At 70.7% G+C, this 18788-nt stretch carries 17 protein-coding genes; 9 read left to right on the forward strand and 8 right to left on the reverse strand.

The features are described from left to right. The first annotated feature begins 57 nt into the window (after positions 1-57). Positions 58-2055: a WD40/YVTN/BNR-like repeat-containing protein gene (locus ACJA3G_RS09970; RefSeq protein WP_406552545.1), complete on the forward strand. Its 1998-nt coding sequence runs from the start codon at positions 58-60 to the stop codon at positions 2053-2055. 48 nt (positions 2056-2103) lie between these two features. On the opposite strand, the gene ACJA3G_RS09975 is transcribed toward ACJA3G_RS09970, so the two are convergent. Continuing rightward, a complete protein-coding gene (locus ACJA3G_RS09975; protein WP_406552546.1) occupies positions 2104-3078 on the reverse strand; it encodes a helix-turn-helix domain-containing protein in 975 nt (324 codons plus the stop codon). A 167-nt stretch (positions 3079-3245) separates the two neighbouring features. Between ACJA3G_RS09975 and ACJA3G_RS09980 the strand changes: the two genes are divergently transcribed. The 5 genes from ACJA3G_RS09980 to ACJA3G_RS10000 all read left to right on the forward strand — a co-directional run bounded on the left by ACJA3G_RS09980 (position 3246) and on the right by ACJA3G_RS10000 (position 9942). Continuing rightward, the gene (locus ACJA3G_RS09980; protein ID WP_406552547.1) at positions 3246-4538 is read left to right on the forward strand and encodes an MFS transporter; all 1293 of its coding nucleotides are present in this window, start codon (positions 3246-3248) and stop codon (positions 4536-4538) included. A gap of 63 nt (positions 4539-4601) precedes the next feature. After that, positions 4602-5846: an ATP-grasp domain-containing protein gene (locus ACJA3G_RS09985; protein WP_406552548.1), complete on the forward strand. Its 1245-nt coding sequence runs from the start codon at positions 4602-4604 to the stop codon at positions 5844-5846. A 197-nt stretch (positions 5847-6043) separates the two neighbouring features. Further along, on the forward strand, positions 6044-8134 hold the full coding sequence (locus ACJA3G_RS09990) for a glycoside hydrolase family 172 protein (protein WP_406552549.1): 2091 nt from the start codon (positions 6044-6046) through the stop codon (positions 8132-8134). A 76-nt stretch (positions 8135-8210) separates the two neighbouring features. Next, a complete protein-coding gene (locus tag ACJA3G_RS09995) occupies positions 8211-8399 on the forward strand; it encodes a LuxR C-terminal-related transcriptional regulator (RefSeq protein ID WP_406552560.1) in 189 nt (62 codons plus the stop codon). A gap of 100 nt (positions 8400-8499) precedes the next feature. Beyond that, positions 8500-9942 carry a purine-cytosine permease family protein gene (locus ACJA3G_RS10000; protein ID WP_406552550.1) on the forward strand — a complete coding sequence of 481 codons (1443 nt, stop codon included), beginning with the start codon at positions 8500-8502 and terminating at the stop codon, positions 9940-9942. 7 nt (positions 9943-9949) lie between these two features. On the opposite strand, the gene ACJA3G_RS10005 is transcribed toward ACJA3G_RS10000, so the two are convergent. The 4 genes from ACJA3G_RS10005 to ACJA3G_RS10020 form a co-directional block, all read right to left on the reverse strand. Next, a complete protein-coding gene (locus ACJA3G_RS10005) occupies positions 9950-10519 on the reverse strand; it encodes a HutD family protein (RefSeq protein WP_406552551.1) in 570 nt (189 codons plus the stop codon). Between the two features lie 38 nt (positions 10520-10557). Then, positions 10558-11340, reverse strand: a complete 783-nt coding sequence (locus ACJA3G_RS10010) for an SDR family NAD(P)-dependent oxidoreductase (protein WP_406552552.1) — start codon at positions 11338-11340, stop codon at positions 10558-10560. A 128-nt stretch (positions 11341-11468) separates the two neighbouring features. Further along, positions 11469-12890: a right-handed parallel beta-helix repeat-containing protein gene (locus ACJA3G_RS10015; RefSeq protein WP_406552553.1), complete on the reverse strand. Its 1422-nt coding sequence runs from the start codon at positions 12888-12890 to the stop codon at positions 11469-11471. A 204-nt stretch (positions 12891-13094) separates the two neighbouring features. Further along, positions 13095-14015 carry an NADP-dependent oxidoreductase gene (locus ACJA3G_RS10020; protein ID WP_406552561.1) on the reverse strand — a complete coding sequence of 307 codons (921 nt, stop codon included), beginning with the start codon at positions 14013-14015 and terminating at the stop codon, positions 13095-13097. Positions 14016-14188: 173 nt separating this feature from the next. Between ACJA3G_RS10020 and ACJA3G_RS10025 the strand changes: the two genes are divergently transcribed. Beyond that, positions 14189-14929, forward strand: a complete 741-nt coding sequence (locus ACJA3G_RS10025) for a class I SAM-dependent DNA methyltransferase (protein ID WP_406552554.1) — start codon at positions 14189-14191, stop codon at positions 14927-14929. 16 nt (positions 14930-14945) lie between these two features. Here ACJA3G_RS10025 and ACJA3G_RS10030 read toward each other — a convergent pair whose 3' ends face one another. Beyond that, positions 14946-15239, reverse strand: a complete 294-nt coding sequence (locus ACJA3G_RS10030) for a YkvA family protein (RefSeq protein WP_406552555.1) — start codon at positions 15237-15239, stop codon at positions 14946-14948. A 331-nt stretch (positions 15240-15570) separates the two neighbouring features. On the opposite strand from ACJA3G_RS10030, the gene ACJA3G_RS10035 reads away from it, so the two are divergent. Further along, positions 15571-16812 carry a phospholipase D-like domain-containing protein gene (locus ACJA3G_RS10035; RefSeq protein ID WP_406552556.1) on the forward strand — a complete coding sequence of 414 codons (1242 nt, stop codon included), beginning with the start codon at positions 15571-15573 and terminating at the stop codon, positions 16810-16812. A gap of 105 nt (positions 16813-16917) precedes the next feature. Continuing rightward, complete coding sequence (locus ACJA3G_RS10040) at positions 16918-17373, forward strand: ASCH domain-containing protein (RefSeq protein ID WP_406552557.1); 456 nt, start codon at positions 16918-16920, stop codon at positions 17371-17373. A gap of 45 nt (positions 17374-17418) precedes the next feature. Here ACJA3G_RS10040 and ACJA3G_RS10045 read toward each other — a convergent pair whose 3' ends face one another. Next, positions 17419-17898 (reverse strand): hemerythrin domain-containing protein, encoded by a 480-nt coding sequence (locus ACJA3G_RS10045; protein WP_406552558.1) that lies wholly within the window; start codon positions 17896-17898, stop codon positions 17419-17421. 272 nt (positions 17899-18170) lie between these two features. Beyond that, entirely contained in the window at positions 18171-18617 is a 447-nt protein-coding gene (locus tag ACJA3G_RS10050; RefSeq protein WP_406552559.1) for a transglycosylase SLT domain-containing protein, read from the reverse strand. Positions 18618-18788: the final 171 nt, after the last annotated feature.

An 18788-nucleotide genomic window follows, 5' to 3' on the forward strand; every position in this document is an offset into this window, starting at 1 on the left:
TCGTGGTGACGGTGTAGGGCCTGCCGTGCGGCCGCCCCCCTCGCGAAGCCGCCGGTCGTGACCGTCACCCCGCCGCACGGCAGGCCCTACACCGTCACCACGAAGCTCCGCGGCGAGAACGTCTACCAGGCGGAGATCACCGGCCGCGGCGAGGGCGCCCATCTGGTGTCCGCCGAGGGCCGCACCACCGACGGCAAGACACTCACCAGCAACCGCGACGGCTTCGAGGTCACTCCCCGGAACAGCCGCACCTCCCGCTGGCAGCCCGTCGGCCCCAACTCCGAGAGCGGCGACATCACCACCGCGCCGAGCGCCCCCGGCGCCGCCGTCCTCACCCAGTACAACAAGGCCGGCCCCTGGTCCACCGAGGACAACGGCGCGACCTGGAAGCAGCACACCAGGCTGCCGCTCGGTGACGCGGCCGGCCGCGCCTTCACCGTCATCGACCCGCACGACCCCAAGCGCTGGTGGTACGCGGCCAACAGCGCGTCCGGCATCCCCCGCGCGGGCTCGATCCTGCGCACCGAGGACGGCGGGCGCACCTGGCAGACGCTCGACACCCCCGACGCGCGCATCATCGGCTTCCTCACCGACGAGACGGGCCGCACGCTCCTGGCCGTCACCGCCACCGATCTCCTGATCAGCCGGGACGGCGGCGACACCTGGACCACCGAACCCCTCGGCGTCCCCGTCGACCGCGTCTACGACGTGGCGATCGGCGGTGACAGCCTCTACTTCTCGGCGGGCAAGTCGCTGTGGAAGCGCGACGGGCTGACGTCGGGCACCCTCGGCAAGGCCACCAAGGTGTACGCGCCCACCGGCAGCGGGGTCTCCGTCGACGTCGTCGCGGACAGCCGGGTCGTGGCCATGTACGAGGTGGGGACCGGCATCGTCGGCTCCTTCGACGGCGGCCGGACCTGGGCCACGCTGGACAACCACGGAGTCGGCGGTACGGGCCTCACCCTCACCGGCGGCGACCTGTACGCCGGTTACGGCAAGGACATCCGCGTCGGCCGCGACCACGGCCGCCGTTGGAGCACCATCCCGGCCGCCAACGCCGCCTCCACGACCTCCGACTTCACCCGCTGGGCCGACGGCTCACTGACCGTCTCCGAGGACGCGGCCGGTGTCTACCGGGGTACGGCGGACGGCAAGGACTACCGGCGCATCGGCGTTCAGGGCGGCACCGTCAACGCCCTCGCTCTCAGCGGCGGCCATCTGCTCGCGGCCGGCCCGCAGGGCACGCACCGCTCACGGCTTCCGGTCTCCGGTGCCGAGTGGGGCACCACCGGCGGCGAGGGCAGGCTCGGCGTCACGACCCGGCTGTTGCAGGCCTCCGCCAAGGACTCCCGGATCGTGTGGCGGGTGCGCACCGGCGCCTGGGGCGACTTCCATCTGGAGCGCAGCGGCGACGCGGGTGCCACCTGGCAGCAGAAGGGCGAGAGCAACGGCACGGTGCTCGCCCTGGCGGTGCACCCCGCCGACCCCGAGCGCGTATACGTCTCGTACGCGAACCTCCTGGGCCAGGGCCTGTTCTCCACCGAGGACGGCGGCGCCAACTGGAAGAACCTTCTCCATGACGACACGTACTTCACCGCCGTCGCGGGCGACCCGAAGAACCCGGACCGGCTGTGGCTCGGCACCCCCGACGGCCTCTACCGCTCCGACAACGGCGGCGACGACATCACCAAGGTCGTCGACGGCCGGGTGAGCACCATCGAGTTCACCGGCTCGAAGATGCTGACCGGTGGCGACGACATCAAGGTCTCGACGGACGGCGGCAGGACCTTCCGTACCGGTGACACCGGCAAGCTGCCGCTGCGGGTCGGTGACATCCTGGAGGTGGGCGGCACCCTTTACGCGGCCGGCACCAGCTACTGGGACAGCGCTCTGCCCCGGGGTGGCCGAGGCGTGCTGCGCTCCACGGACGGTGGCCGCAGCTGGCAGAACATCTCCACCGGTCTGCAGAACCTCAACGCCACCAGCCTGGCGGCCTCCGGCGGGTGGCTGTACGTGGGCACGGTGCAGGGAGGGGTGCACCGCCTGAAGCTCTGACCCGACGGGTCTGCACGACGTGGTGGCCCGCCCGTGCCGGGCGGGCCATCAGTACGGGGTGGTGTTCGCCGCCCGGCCCCGGAAGGCGCGCCGGTAGGCGTGGGGTGTGGTGTCGAGGGAGCGTACGAACTGGTGCCGCAGAGCGGCCCCGTTGGCGAATCCCGTACGGGCGGCGACCACCTCCACCGTCTCGTCGGTGCTCTCCAGCAGCCGCTGGGCGCCCAGCACCCGCTGGGCCAGCAGCCAGCGGTAGGGGGTGGTGCCCGTCTCGGTCCGGAAGCGACGGGCGAAGGTGCGCGGCGACATGCTCGCCCGTGCCGCCAGTTGGTCGACGCTGATCTCCAGGTGCAGGTTCTTCTCGGCCCAGACCAGCACCTCGCGTATGCCGTCCTCCCCGTAGCGGGCCACCGGCCGCTCGACGTACTGGGCCTGGCCGCCCTCCCGGTGCGGGGGCACCACCATCCGGCGCGCGATGGCGTTGGCGACCTCGCTGCCCTGGAGTCTGCGCACCAGATGGAGGCAGGCGTCGATCCCGGCGGAGGTGCCCGCCGAGGTGAGGACCGGGTCCTCGTCGACGTAGAGCACGCCCGGTTCGACGCGGGCCCGGGGATAGCGCCGGGCGAGCGCGTCGGCGTAGCGCCAGTGTGTGGTGCAGCGCCGTCCGTCGAGCAGCCCCGCGGCGCCCAGGACGAAGGCGCCGACGCAGACGCTCAGCACCCGGGCCCCGCGGGCGACCGCCCGGCGCAGGGCTTCCAGGAGCGCGGGCGGGAAGTCCCGGGTGTGGAAGTCGTCTCCGACCGGGATGGCGATGAGGTCGGCCTCCTCCAGGCGGTCGAGTCCGTGGGGCGTACTGATGGTGAAACCGGGCACGGCCCGCACCGATGGGGATTCTGCGGCGACGAGCGCGAAGTCGTACGCGGGCAGGCCCTCCTCCTGGCGGTCGATCCCGAACACTTCGCAGATGACACCCAGTTCGAAGGGGTGCACGTCCTCCAGCAGGACCGCGGCTACGTTCTTCAGCATGGGACCCAATGTGCAGGAGTACGCGGCGTTCTGACAGCCCCGGCCCGATCGCATGACCCCGACGGTGTGGGCGCTGCCCGGGGCGTCGGGCTGGGTGGCAGTAATTCGCTGTTGCCCGTCAGTGCTGCCACTGTCGCCGCTCCGGCGCCTTGCGCACAGTGGGGTGCATGGCACAGAACAACGCGACGACAGCGTCGGACGGGACCGGCCAACAGCACGCGGGGGTGCGGCAGGTATGGCGCGAGTCCCCGGCCGCGGTGAAGTCCCTGCTGGTCGGGACCATGGTCAACCGGCTCGGTGGTTTCGTCCAGGTCTTCATGGTGCTGTACCTGACGCATCGCGGTTTCTCCGACACCCAGGCGGGCGCCGCCCTCGGTGTGTACGGCGCTGGAGCCGTGCTCGGGACGCTGGTCGGGGGGTGGATGTCCGACGTGCTCGGGCCCCGGCTGACGATGACGTCCACGCTGCTGGGTTCGGCCGTGCTGCTCCCGTGTGTCCTCTATCTGGACGACTACTGGACCATCCTCGCGTTCATCGCCGTCAGCGGGGCCGCCGCAATGGCGTACCAACCCGCCTCCACCAGCATGATCAGTCAACTCACCCCGCCCGACCGCCATGTCATGGTCTTCGCGATCGGCCGGCTGGCGATCAACCTCGGCACGACCGCCGCCCCGCTGCTGGGCGCGGCGCTCGTCAAGGTCTCCTGGGACTTCCTGTTCTGGGGCGAGGCGCTGACCGTGACGGTCTTCTCCGCGGTCGCCGCCACCACCCTGCCGCGGCGCGGGGAACCGGGTACGACGACAGGGCCGGGGGACGACGAGGGCGCGCGGGACGGGCAGGCGGGAGCGTCCACGGGGTCGTATCTGACGGTACTGGCCGACCGCCGGTATCTGCTGTTCCTGCTGGCGATGTTCACCAGCTCCGTCATCTACGTCCAGCACATCTCGACCCTGCCGCTGACCGTGCGGCACCTCGGGATGGGCATCGAGGCCTATGCGGCGATGGTCGCGCTCAACGGCCTTCTCGTCATCACCTGTGAACTCCTGGTCGCCAAGGTGGTGCAGCGTCGGCCGATACGGACGGCCGTGATCACGGGTGTGCTGCTGACCGGCGTCGGAATGAGTCTCTACGCCCTGCCGTGGGGGCTCGCGGCTCTGGTGATCGCCACCCTCGTCTGGTCGCTCGGCGAGATCATCGGCTATCCGTCCCTGTTCTTCGCCTATCCCGCGCAGGCGGGCCCGACCCGGCTGCGGGGACGTTATCTGGGCGCCTCCAACGCCTTGTACGGACTGGGCAGTTCGATCGGTCCGTTCGTCGGAGTGATGCTCTGGAACCGCTTCGAGGAGGGGCTGTGGCTCGGTTGCGGGGTGGTGGGCGTCCTGGCCGGCGCCGCCGCGTGGGGCGGGGTGCGCCCGGCCGGAGCGGGGACGGCCCAGACCGAAATCCGCCTCGGAGGTTAGGGCGGCCGGCGCGAGGTCCGCAGCGCACGTCCGTCAGAAGAGAAACCCAAGGAGAAACGACAGATGCCACGCCATGTGATCCTGGTCGATCCCTACTCCGAGGCGGTGGAGTACGCACACGCCTTTCGTGAGCGGGGAGTCGAACCGATCGCCGTACTGAGCACACCGGCACCGCTGAGGTCCTACCTCCACGGCTGGAAACCGGGTTCCTTCAGCGCCTGCCATTTCCACGACGGCGACTTCGGCGAACTCACCCGGATCGTGCGTGGTTACGACCCGGTAGCCGTCATCCCCGGCAATGAGTCCGCGGTCAGGCTCGTGGACGCGCTGATCGAGGAGCTGGCCCCCGGAACGGGCAACACACCCGGACTCTCCGCGGCCCGCCGGGACAAGTGGCCCATGGTCCAGGCCGTGGCGAAGGCGGGCGTACCACACCTGCGCACCTTCGCCGCCACGACGGAGGAGGAGGCGGCCGACTGGCTGCGCGAGACCGGACTGGAGGGCCAGGCGCTGGTCCTCAAGCCGCGGTGCAGCGGGGGGACGGACGGTGTGCACAGAGTGGAGAAGGGCGAGGACTGGCGCCCCGTGTTCCGGCGGCTGCTGGGCTCCGTCAACATGTTCGACCTGTCCAACGACAGCGTGCTGCTCCAGGAGTTCGCCTCCGGAACCGAGTTCGTCGTCGACACGTACTCCGTCAACGGTGTGATGGGTCTGGTGGCCGTGGTCCGGTACAGCAAGTCGGCCCGGGGGAACCGGGTAGGGGTCTACGACGCCGAGGACTACCTGCGGGCCGACGATCCGCTGGGCGCCACCCTGGGGGCGTATGCGCGCCAGGTCGCCGACGCGGTCGGCATACGGGCGGGATGCGCCCACACCGAGATCATGCTGACGGACGGCGGCCCCCGGCTGATCGAAATCGCGGCGCGCCTCGACGGCGGCTGTGCGCAGCGGGCCACACGGCTGGCGACCGGAGACTGCCAGGTCGACCGTGCCGTGCGACACCACCTGGACTCCGCCTTCACCCCCGGATTCGAGATCGTGCGGCCCACCCGGGTGGTGTGGCTCTCCGCCGCGCACAGCGGCGCCATGAGGAACGTCGAGGTGCTCGACGCGGCGCGTGAGCTGACCGCGTTCCAGCAGCTGGCCTGCCGTTACCCCAACGGCTCCCGGGTGCCCAGGACCGAAGACCTCTTCACCGCTCTCGGCTGGGTACTGCTCTGCGCCCCCGACCAGGACGTCCTCGACCAGGACACCCAGCGCATACGGGAGCTTGAGGCCGAGGTGGTGATCGACCCCCTGGGCGCGTAGCCCGCGGACGGCCGCCGACGCCGTCGCGGCACCGGGCCCCGCACCGGCGGATCAGGACTCGCCGTGGTGAGGTCACCCGCCGCGGCGCCTTCCCCGGGCACACTGTCCCACGTTGGCCTGTCACGCGGCCGTGGCTCCCGGCGCGCCCGGCGCAGGCGCACCTGGGGACGCCTCATGTCCATGTCCTGGAGGTCGGGTTGACGTGTGCCGGGTGGTTCTCTCGCGCGACGGCGCTCACCGTCACCGTCGTACTGGCACTGCTGCCTACGTACGCGCAGGCCACGGCGGGAGGCGCGCCGAACCCGCCGGACACCGTGACCGCCGATGCCAAGGGGCCGGTGGGGTGGGACAGCCTGCGCCGTCTGGACCGCCTCCCCGACCTTCCCTCGGGTGTACGGACCCTGCAGTTCTCCAGCTTCGACCGTACGGGCGGCAACGCGCAGGACGGCTTCTTCGGCACCTACTCGTGTCTGCGCACCGGCGCGGAGGGGTGCGTGATCGCGGAGCACCGTGGAGCGGGTGAGATCGGGACCATCTGGTTCACCCGCGATCAGGGCGACGTGTCCCGCACAGGCACCCTCACCATCGAGCTCGACGGCAAGAAGGTCCTGGACGCGCCCCTTCAGGATGTGGTGAACGGCCGGCTCGGCGCGCCTTTCACGCCGCCTCTGGTGGCCAACGCCGACGCGTCGTCGGGTGGCGTTCTCATCGAGGTGCCCATGCCGTACCGCGAGTCCATGCGCATCACCACCCAGCACAATCCGCTCTTCTACCACGTGTCGTACCGCTCCTTCGCCGACGCCGAAGGGGTCGTCGCCTTCGACGCCCACGACACGGCGCAGGATGTCGTCGCCCTCGTCAAGGCGGCCGGCACCCGCGACCCCAAGCCGGCCCTGCCCGGGACCCGCACGACCACCCAGGCCCTCAGCCTCGCGCCGGGGCGCACCCAGACCCTCGCCACGTCCACCACACCGGGCTTGCTCACCGCACTGGAGATCCACCTCCCCCAGGCATCCGGTACCGGCGCCCAGCGGGCGGCGGACAGCGGCAGGCTCCCGAGGGCCGGCCGACGCGCCGCGCCGGCGGACGCCCGGGCGCTGCTCACCGGTCTGCGTCTGCTGATCTCGTTCGACGGGCAGCGCACGGTCGACGCGCCGCTCGGCGAGTTCTTCGGCGCGGGGCAGGCCATGGCACCGGTACGGGCTCTCATGTTCGCCACCGATCCCCAGACGCAGACCTTCCGGGCCTGGTGGCCCATGCCCTTCATGACCTGGGCACACGTCCAGCTGTACAACGGCAGCGACGTGCCCGTCACCGCGGGCAGCGCCTCGGTGAGCACCGCGCCCTCGACCGCTCACGCCCAGGCCGTCCGTGCGAGAACCGAGGGCCGTTTCCACGCTCTGTCGCACGCCGGGCCGACCGTTCCCGGTGAGAGCTGGTCGTTCCTGCGCACACAGGGCCGGGGCAAGTTCGTCGGGGTCAGCCACGGCATGCGGGGCGACACGGACCGTACCTACCTGGAGGGCGACGAACGGGTATACGTCGACGGGGCACGCACCCCGCAGATCCATGGCACCGGTACCGAGGACTTCTACCAGAGCGGCTGGTACTTCAACCACGGCCCCTACACCCAGCCCTTCAACGGAAACCCCGCACACCTCACCGCCTCCTCGGGGTGCGCGACCGGGCGCGACTGCACCGATGCCTACCGGCTCCAGCTCCACGACGCAGTGGCCTTCACCCAGTCGATCGACTACACGATCGAACACGGCCCGATGAACGACCGGCAGGCCGACTACTCCTCCACCGCGTTCTGGTACGAGTCCCCCACTCCCTCCTCGTACGCGAGCGACATCGTGCACCTGGGAGATCCCGCAGACGAGACGGCACACCACTACACCTCCAGCGCCTCGACTCCCCCGGCCGTGCTCGACTCCGCCTTCGAAGGCGATGCCCGTACGCCCACCCGGCTGCGCGCCCTGACCCGGAGCACCCGGACGCCCGTGACCTTCACCCTGGCCATCGATCCGCGCAACAGAGGTGTCGAGCTGCGGCGCACCTCCGACCAGCAACAGGCGCCCCAGCAAGCAGGGGTGAGCGTCGACGGGCACCGGCTGGGCGACTGGTACCAGCCGCTCGCCAACACCGACCGCCGCTGGCTCGACGACACCTACCAACTGCCCGCCGCGCTCACCCGGGGACGGAGCCTGCTCACCGTGACGCTCACACCGGCGACGAGCGGGCCCGCCTGGTCCGCCGCGTCGTACGAAGCCCGCAGCCTGACCTGACCGCACCACCGGCCCATGCGGTCAGGGGTCTCGGAGCGGGACCGCGCGCTGCTCACCCTGCCCCGGACACACCAACATCCAGATCGCCCGTCGGCCGGGAGTGTCCGAGGGCACCGTACGCAAACACCTGGAGAACGCCTACCGGCGACTGCACGTCACCCACCGCATGGCCGCGGTGATCCGCGCGTTCCCGGAGGGCACGTCGGGGATCCGTCCCGGAACGGGCAGCGTCCCCCGATGTGAAATTTGCCATTCAAGATCTTGATGTTTGTTCACCCCCATGCCAGATTCGGCGCAGCACCACCAGGTCGACGGCGGAGTCCACGCGGATACGCCGTAACAGCTGCGGGGGAAAGGCCACCAACATGCCCGTACAGCACACCGCCGGGGACCGACTCGCAGTGGAGAGGCGGACCATCGAGGCCGTCCCGGACAGCGAGCGGCACGGCACGCCGCGCAGCCAGTTCACCCTGTGGTTCGGCGCCAATATGCAGATCACGGCGATCGTCGACGGCGCGCTGTCGGTCGTCTTCGGTGCCGACGCGCTCTGGGCGATACCCGCGCTGCTGATCGGCAACGTGCTCGGCGGCATCGTGATGGCCCTGCACTCCGCGCAGGGCCCGCGCCTCGGCGTACCGCAGATGATCTCCAGCCGCGCGCAGTTCGGCGTGTACGGCGCGGTCCTGCCGCTGGTGCTGGTGATCCTGATGTATCTCGGATTCGCCGCGACCGGCAGCGTACTGGCCGGGCAGGCGGTGTCCGAGATGCTGCACATCGGCACGGACGCCGGGATCCTCGTCTTCGGGGCGCTGACCGCCGTGGTGGCCGTGACCGGCTACCGCCTCATCCACATCGCGGGCCGGGTCGCGACCGTCGTCGGCGCGCTGGGCCTGGGCTATCTGCTGGTGCGCCTGTTCACGCAGTACGACGTGGGCGCGCACGTCGGCCAGAAGGGCTTCGACGCCGCGACCTTTCTGCTCGCCGTGGGTCTCGGGGCCGGATGGCAGCTGACCTTCGGTCCCTATGTCGCGGACTACTCGCGCTACCTGCCCCGCGACACCAGCACGCGCGCGACGTTCTGGTCCACCTTCCTCGGCTCCGTCATCGGCTCCCAGTGGTCCATGACGCTGGGCGCGCTCACCGCGGCCGTCGCCGGGGAGGCGTTCCTGCCCGACCAGGTGGGCTTCCTCGGCGATCTGGCGGGCCCGGCGTTCCTCGCGTTCCTCATCTATCTGGTGATCGTGGTCGGCAAGCTGACCGTCAACTGCCTGAACGCCTACGGCGGCTTCATGTCGATCCTGACCACCGTCACGGCGTTCGACCGCCGCTCGCACATCTCGGCCGCGGTACGCGCCGCGTACATCGTCGGCTTCATCGCGGTGTCGATGGTCATCGCGCTCGCCGCCAGCGACGACTTCCTGACCAACTTCAAGAACTTCGTGCTGCTGCTCCTGACGGTGTTCACCCCGTGGAGCGCGATCAACCTGGTCGACTACTACCTGCTGTCCCGTGAACGGGTCGACATCCCGGCGCTGTACGACCCGGACGGCCGCTACGGGCGGTGGAACGTCACCGCGCTGACCTGCTACGTCGTCGGGGTCGCCGTGCAGGTTCCGTTCCTGGCCACCACCTTGTACACCGGCCCGATCACCAAGAAGCTCGACGGCGCCGACATCTCGTGGATCGTCGGGCTGGGCGGCACCGCGGCGCTGTACTGGCTGTGGGCGCGGCGTACCGCCAACGCGCCCTCCGAGACCATCCACCCGGCCGCGACCGGGAGCGGTGACCGGGCGGTAGCGGGCGCCTGACCCGGTGTCACGCGGTCGGCACGACATCCGCCCACAGGGCGGCGGCGTCGGGTGAAAACGGTACGACCGCTCCCGGCGCCGCGTCGTCGGCCGCGTCCCACCACACGCCCTGACCCGTCGTCAGGACGGAATTGTCCGCCTCGGCCTGCCAGTGGCCGCACAGCACATGGAGCACACCGGAGTGTCCCGGTCCCGGTACGACGGGCCCGGTGACCCGGTCCACCTCGGCCGTCCAGTGGCCGCGCCGCACCATCAGGTTGAGCACCCGGCAGGGCCCGCCCGCGAGTTCGGCGGTGAGGGCGAGGTCGCCGGAGAATGCGAAGGGCTCCCCCGCGCGCGCCAGCAGCCGGTCGAACGCACCGGGCGACGTCAGCCGTACCCCGTCGCCCGAGAGCAGGGTGAGGGTCCGGTCCACCCCCGCGAACGCCGAGAACGGACCGCCCCGGCCGATCTCGGCTACGCTCGCACGCCACCCGAAGTCATCGGTGCCCTCGGGGCGCGAGGCGATCTCTCTCGTGGTGCCGCCGCCGTTGCGCCAGGGGCCCGCGGGCAGGGTCTCTACATCGTAGTGGTGCATGGGTGGGCTCCTGGGCGGGCGCGGGTCGAGGGGGGGTGTCAGGTCCGCAAGTACGAGGCCCCGTTGACATCGAGGACGGTGCCCGAGCTCCACATCGCCTGCGGGGAGGACAGATGGAGCACAGCCGCGGCGATCTCGCTCGGGTCGGCGACGCGTCCGAAGGGGCTCTGGGCCCGGATGGCCTCGCCTTCGGGCCCCTCCAGGCGGCCCGCGACGCGCTCGGTGGCGACGAAGCCGGGGGCGACGGACGCCACCGCGATCCCGTGCGGGGCGAGGGAGACCGCGAGGGACTGGCCCAGCGCGTGCAGGGCGGCCTTGGTGGCGCCGTAGGCCGGGTGGTCGGGCTCGCCCCGGAAAGCGCCGCGCGAGCCGATGTTGACGATCCGCCCTTCGCGGCCCGCCTCGATCATCCGGTTCGCCACCCGGTGGCTGAGATGGGCGGGACCCAGGAGGTTCACGTCGACGGTCTGTCGCCAGGCCTGCTGCCACTGCTCGTACGAGGTGTGCGCGAGAGGGTGGGCCACCATCACGGCGGCGTTGTTGACCAGGATGTCCACTCCGCCGAGCGCTTCCTCGGCGCGGGCCGCCAGCTCCTCGACGCCGTCCGGGTCCGCGAGGTCGGCGGCGATGAGTACGTGTCCCTGCCCCTCCAGTGCGGCGAGGGTCGCCTCGGCGTCCGGACCGGCTTTGGAGCAGTGGACGGCGACCCGGTCGCCGCCCTGGGCGAAGGCGGCGGCCACGGCCCGGCCGATGCCCCGGGAGGCGCCGGTGACCAGGACACCCCGGCCGGTGCTGGGCAGCTTCGTCACGGTCCGGTCCATCGGGGGTCCCTCTCGTCGGCGGCGGCGACGGCCCCGCCCTCTGCGCGGTGCCGTCGCTCCGAGCCTACTGAGCATGATCACGATCTGGGAAGCCCGTGCCCGGACGGCGAAAACCGTGGTCGCGCGCCTCAGACCGGCAGGTTCGCCGTGACCAGGCAGCCCGGACTGTCGGCCGCGGTCACCGCGACGGGCGTGGTGGTGCCCAGCAGGCTGTTGCCGTTGACCAGGGTGTTGGCCGAGGAGACGACGGCCACCCCGGTGGGGCTGCTGCGCACCACGTTGCCGGTCACGGAAGAGCCCGGTGAGGAGTCCACATGGATCCCCTTGTCGTTGCTCCCGGACACGGTGTTCGCGCTGATCAACGCGTCGGGGGCGTAGTACGCCCGGATCCCGGCCGCGGCGGCACCGGCCACGACGTTGCCGGAGATGACGACACGGGAGGCCGAGGTGCCGCTGTTCGCGTTGCCGCCCATGATGTCGATGCCACGGTCCTTGGCGCCCGCGCCCTGGACGATGTTGCCGGTGACGACGAGGTCCTGGAAGCCCGCGACCGTACCGCCGTCACTGGCGTAGGCCGCGCGGATACCGCCGAAGCAGTCGTCCATCGTGTTGTCGGCGACGACCGTCTGGTTGGTCGCGTAGGGGTGGATGGCGAACCAGCGGCTGCCGTGGATGGTGTTTCCGATGATCTCGACGCGCTCGTGGGAGTTGCGGGCGTCGAAGCTGTGGGAGCCGACGAGGGTGGGGAAGGCGCCGTAGGTGATACCACCGACCGTGCTGCCCGAGCCGCAGTAGTTGTCGCGAATGACGATGTCGGAGCAGGCGGTGCCGTCCTCGGAGCCGATGACACTGCCGCCCACGCGGGCGCTGTCCAGCTGGACGGCCTCGGTTCCCCAGGAGATGCGGTTGGCGGTGCCGGTCCAGCCGCTGAAGCGGCAGTTCTCGACCCGGCCGTTGCGTACGGCGCCGAACTCCACGGCGTGCCAGTTCGATACGTTCACCACGCGCAGATCGCGGATGATCACATCGGTGGCGTGCCAGATGGATATCCCCATCCAGCCCTGCGCGTCGTCGGTGGGCTGCGGGCCGGCCACATCCCAGACCCCGCCCTCGATGATGATGTTCCCCGGCCCGCTGTAGCCGGAGCCGCCGGCCGTGTCCCCCCATGCTCCGTTCATCAGCATGAACTGGGTGCTTCCGGTACGCCGGAACGTGGTGCCGGGCGTCAGCGTCAGACGTGTGTCGGCGCCGATCCGCAGATACGCGCCGATGGTCCAGGTGCCGGGGCCCACGACGACATGCCCGCCGCCCGCGCTCTTGGCGGCGTTCAGCGCGGCCTGGACGGTCGCCTCGGTGGTCCCCGCCGAACTGTCGACGTAGTACACCTTCCAGGTGCCGGAGGGGGTGGCCGCGCTCGCGGGCTGCGCGCCAAGCACGGTGGCGGTCGCAAGCCCGGTGGCGGCGAGTCCGGCGGTGCCGAACGCGGCGCGGTCGAGCAGGGAGCGGCGGCTGAGGGCGGGCGACGCCGCGGCGTGTTCCATGCGGGGCATGGGTGGGGCCTCCTGTGTGGCCTGGGAAGGGCGAGAACACGGGAGTTCTATCAGCAGGCCGTTCGGTTCATCGCCCCGGCCGTCGCCGGGCACGGTCCCGGGTCACCGGGGCGGCACGCGGACGGGGCCGCCGTCCTGTCCACCGGCCGGTCAGGATGACCTCGGTCGGCTCGGGACGGCGGCCCCGTCGTCGCGGACGCGGTGTCAGACGGTGAGGACGATCTTGCCGCGGGTCCGCCCCTCCTGGTTGAGGCGCCAGGCGTCCGCCGCCTCGGCCAGCGGGAAGGTCTTCTCGACGTGCACCGAGAGCTTCCCGGCGTCGGCGAGCCGGGCGAGCTCCGTGAGGTCCTCGCTGTCCGGACGCACCCAGAGCGAGTGCCCACCCTGCTCGACAGCGGCCTGGTCGGCGATGGACACGATGCGCTCCCGCTGCTTGAGCAGGGCCTGCGACAGATCGACGACACCGCCCCCGACGAAGTCGAGCGCCGCGTCCACGCCCTCCGGCGCCAGCGCGCGTACGCGGTCCTCCAAGCCGTCCCCGTACGTCACGGGCTCGGCGCCGAGCCCGCGCAGGAACTCGTGGTTGCGCTCGCTCGCGGTACCGATCACCCGGGCGCCGAGGGCCACCAGGATCTGCACGGCGAACGCTCCGACACCGCCGGCGGCGGCGTGCACCAGCACCGTCTCACCCGCCGTCACCCCGGCCCGCCGGACCGACTGATAGGCCGTCAGGCCCGCCAACGGCACCCCGGCCGCCTCTTCCCAGCTCAGCGCGGCGGGCTTGGGCGCGACGCAGCGTACCGGCGCGGCGACCAGTTCGGCGTACGTGCCCTTCTCCACCCAGTCCTTGCGCAGATAGCCGAAAACCTCGTCGCCCACCTGGTACTCGGGTACGTCCAGGCCGATCGCTTCCACCACGCCCGCGACGTCCCATCCCGGGATCAGCGGAAACGCGGCCTCCATGATCGGATCGAGGTACCCGGCGCCCAGTTTCCAGTCGACCGGATTGACCGCCGCCGCCTTCACCCTGATCAGGACCTCGCCGGGCGCGACCTTCGGATCGGGAAGGTCCACCAGGCGCAGGTCGTCAGCAGAACCGAACTTCTCCAGCACAATTGCCTTCATGACCAGCAGGAACACCGATCCGGTGCGTCTCATTCCCCACCGGAGGAGATACACCCGAAAGGCGGCAGCGGCCTTGCGTGAAGCGCGCCCGCTGCGACCGGTGGCACGCGGCCCGGCCGCGACACGGTAAACGCGTCGACAGCGCCCTTCGGTACCCGGCAGAGTGGTCGTCCGTGACGAGCAGTGAGCTGTGGACCCGTGCGACCGCCGACCGCTACGACGCCGAGGAGACCGAGATGTCCTCGGCCGCCGTTCTCGGACCGACTCTCACCTTCCTCGCCGAGCTGGCCGGAGACGGCCGGGCCCTGGAGTTCGCCATCGGCACCGGACGCGTGGGTGTCCCCCTGCGGGAACGCGGTGTGCCGGTCGTGGGCATCGAACTGTCCGAGCACATGGCAGCGGTCCTGCGCCGCAAAGCCGACGAGGTCACGCTTCCCGTGGTCATCGGGGACATGGCCAGCACGGTCGTCCCCGGTGAGTTCAGCCTGGTCTACCTCGTCTACAACACCATCGCCAATCTGCTCACCCAGGACGAGCAGGTGGCGTGCTTCCGCAACGCCGCCCGCCATCTTGCGCCCGGCGGCCGGTTCGTCATCGAGCTGGGTGTGCCGCCGCTGCGGTTCCTGCCTCCCGGGCAGGTCGCGGTGCCCTTCGACGTCTCCGAACGGCATCTCGGCTTCGACACCTTCGACCTGGTCGAACAGGTCCTCGTCTCCCACCACCTCACCCACGACGGCGACGACGGCAGGTACCGCCGCGGCAACTCCCGGCACCGGTACGCCGGGCCGGCGGAGCTCGACCTCATGGCGCGCATCGCCGGGCTGGAACGGGAGCGCCGCGTCGCGGACTGGGACGGGACCCCGTTCACCCAGGACTCCGCGAAGCACATCTCCGTATGGCGCAAGCCGGTCTGAGGCCGGCCGGGAGAAGCTAGTCCGTCTCCAGTTCGTCCTTCCCCCGTGCGACCGCGCCGTGCAGGGTGCGCAGGGCCAGGAGCAGGACGCCTATGTCGTCGAGGTAGACGGGATCGGGGAGCAGGTCGACCGGGCTGATCACATACAGCAGCGCGCCCCAGTAGGCGGCCTTGTGGGTCAGGGGAATGCCGGCGTCCCGCAGGATCCTGCGGGCCCGGACCAGCCGGACGGTGAGGACGACCGCCCCCGCCGCGGCAACGACAAGCGCGAGCGCGGCAAGGACCAGCCCGGCCGTCACTTCCCTGCCCATGCTCAACGAAGCGGCCAGAGCCGCCTGCGAAGGGCTCATGATCCCGGAAAGGGCTGGGGGGCGCGGCTCCCGGGGGCACGGGAAGCTGCCCGGCCGGGCAGGCGGAGTTCGGTCTCCCTCTCGGGTTGGTCCAGCGTCCGGCCCGTCGACTGCCTCATAGGGCGGCCACCTCCTCACAGTGCGGCGGGGCGGCGCCCCGTCTCGCCTTACGTGTACCGTGCGCGCCGCGGTTGATGCCCGGCGTGTCCTCGGCGTCACGAGCGGGACCAACCGGCCCACGTCCGTGCACGGCTAGGATGCCCGGGGGTTGTGGATCTCACAGGGGAGGGACATGAAACTCATCCGTATACCCGGCCCACCCGGCCGACTGCGCACGGCCGTCGGCGCGTTCGCCGTCGCCACGGGGGTACTGACCGGCATGCTCGTGGGGCCCGTGGACACCGCGAGCGCCGCCACGGTCACCACGGGCCCGGTCTTCAACGATCCGACCGGTGACAGCGCGGCCCAGCAAGCCATCCGCGGCCAGGTCCGGTCCGTCGTCACCAACGCCGACAGCGGAACCTCGCTGCGGCTAGCCATGTACCACCTGTGGGACGAGACCGTCGCCAACGAACTCGTCGCCGCGAAGACGGACCGAGGCATCAGCGTCAAGGTGGTCCTGGACGCGAGCACCCGCGACTACCCGGCCGCGTACGACATCCTGCGGACCGCTCTCGGTACGGACACCACGAAGAGCTCGTACGTGAAGCTGTGCGCCACCGGCAGCTCCTGTCTCGGCCCGGCGGGCACCGGCATCAACCACAACAAGTTCCTGCTGGCCGGCAGCGTCGGTGGCGGAACTCAGAAGAACGTCGTGGTGCAGCTCACCTCGAACCTGACGCCGTCCAACTACACGCGCTACTGGAACAGTTCGGTCACCGTCGTGGGCAACACCGAGCTCTACAACGGCTACCTCTCCTACTTCGACAAGCTGCCCGCCCAGAACCGCGCCGGCTGGACGTACACGTACGGCAACGCGGGCGACTACAAGTACTACTTCTTCCCGCGCGCGGGCACCGACGCCACCACGGACACCGTCGTGAACGCGCTGGACAACATCACCTGCCGCTGGACCGACACGGCCGGCTCGCACCGTACGACCGTGCACGCGGCCATGTTGAAGATCAGCCGTCAGGCCGTGGCCGACAAGCTGCGCGCGCTCGCCGGGGCGGGATGTCTGGTGGATCTCGTCTACAGCGAGACGGACACGGGGACGTGGAACGCCCTGCACGGGGTCTCCGGCATCACCAACCGCTGCTACCAGCACGATGACGACTCCGACAGCGCCACCCCGAACCGCATCGTGCACTCCAAGAACGTGATGGTGGACGGTATGTACGCGGGTACCGTCCAGAAGCTGGTGTGGACCGGCAGCCACAACTGGAGCGGTCCGGCGCTGCGCGACAACGACGAGGCGATGCTGCGGATCACCACGCCCTCCGTCTACAGCGCGTTCGAGGCCAACTTCCAGGCGGCTCGGGCCGCGGCCGTACCCGGCACCAGCGACAACGTCACCGCCTGCAAGAGCGAGTAGCGAGGCCGCGACTCCCGCCCGGGTCGGGCCGGGCGGGAGCCCACCGGGTACCGGCGGGGCCCAAATGGATACCGGTTCGGGCGGACACGTCGTTACTGTGGCCGCATGACCACCGACGCCTTCCCGCCCGATGACATCGCCCTGCTCCCCCGGGCCGAGTTCGCCTTTCCCGGCCCGCTGCGGGACCAGCTCGTCGCGGCCGTCATCGACGGATCCAAGACCTCGACGACGGGGCTCCTACTCGGCTACGAGCACGCGAAGGAGCCACTTCCCTCCGTCGGGAGCCGCGAGGTCGTGATCGACTCCGAGGACCGCCCGGTCGGGGTCATCGAGGTCACCGAGGTGCGCGTCGTGCCGCTCGCCGAGGTGGATTTCGCTCATGTGGTGGCCGAGGGGGAAGGCGATACCAGCATCGCCGGATGGCGGGCCAACCATGAGAGGTTCTGGCACAGCGCGGAGATGCGCGCGGCACTGGACGACCCGGCGTTCACCGTGGACGACGAGACCGCGGTGGTGCTGCAACGCTTCCGTCTCGTCACGCACCTGCGCCCGGCGGCCTGACCGACCGGGCCGCGGTTGACGTTCGGCGGGCCGCCGGTTGCCCCATCACGCGGCCACGGCGTCCCACATCGTGTGTACGGAGGGGCGGCGCGGGCGCTGAGGGGCACGCTCGGCGAGCCTCGTCATCCAGGCGCCGATCTCCTGCAGTTCCCTGCGCCCGACGCCGGCTCGTACGCGCGGAAACCAGCGGTGCTCCTCCGCGTCCATGTGCCGCTCGACGATGTCCATCAGCAGCCGGGCCTTGGCGTCGAACGCGATCTCGCCGGGGCGCATGTCGTACAGCTCGGCGGCCAGCACGTCGGCGATGTGATGTTCCTCGATGTAGCTGAGGATTTCGGGTTCCGTCTCGGGGAGCAGAACGCAGACGCGCGGGTACATCCCCTCCCGCTCGATGTACGTGTAGACGGTCAGCGCGCGCAGGAAGGGCCCCACTGCCTCGGTCCGGCCTTCGACCCGGTAGGAGCGGATCAGCCGCCTGATCTCCTTGTGGCCTTCCCTCAGCATCACGATCGCGTCAGTCGACATGGCAGCTCCCTGAGGCACGGCACTCACTTATGTTTCAGGCCCATACCCGGCAAACAGGACGATCATGCGCCGGAGCGATGGGGGCTGGCCGTCCGCTGCCGGGCGGTCACAGGCGGATATCGGATGAACCGACCGCCCGGGGGCCCGACTGCCACGAGGTACGCGACCCACCTCCGCGGCGCTCCCCCTATATACACACCGCCGCATACGCGAAGACGCCCGGCCGGGTGGTCCCGGCCGGGCGTCTTGGTGTGTCTGCTACCGAGGGTGGCTCAGTACCAGTGGTGGACCTGCCAGAAGTTCCAGGCGCCCACGGGGCTGCCGTAGCGGGACTTCATGTAGTCCAGGCCCCACTTGATCTGGGTGGCGGGGTTGGTCTTCCAGTCCGCACCGGCCGAGGCCATCTTCGAGCCCGGCAGGGCCTGGACCAGGCCGTAGGCGCCCGAGGCGGAGTTCGTGGCGGTGTGGTCCCAGCCACTCTCGTGGGAAACGATGTTGTTGAAGGCGGCGAACTGCGCCGGGTCCTTGATCATCTGCTGGGCGATCGCCTTGGCGCTCGTGGGAGCCGCCGCCTGGGCGGGGACCGTGGCGAGCAGGGAACCGGCGGCACCGACGGCCACGACGGCACCCGCGAGGGTCTTCTTCGAAGCGGCGATGCGGCGGATGACAGAGTTGGACACGGATGAACCTTCCGAAGGGGACGAGGGGGGTCGCCGCATGCCGGAGGCATGCGTGAGCCACTCACACGGGGAGAGGGGTTCGTCTGCGGCGGGGAGAAACACCCGTGCCGCTCGGCGACTCATCCAGTTCTACCGGCGACCACCGGGCCTGGCAACGACCCCTTCTACTAGGGAGACTCGCAGCGGAGGACCTCGGTCCTGGGGGGGGGC

The organism is Streptomyces sp. YS-3 (assembly GCF_045257485.1).
Taxonomy (GTDB): Bacteria; Actinomycetota; Actinomycetes; order Streptomycetales; family Streptomycetaceae; genus Streptomyces.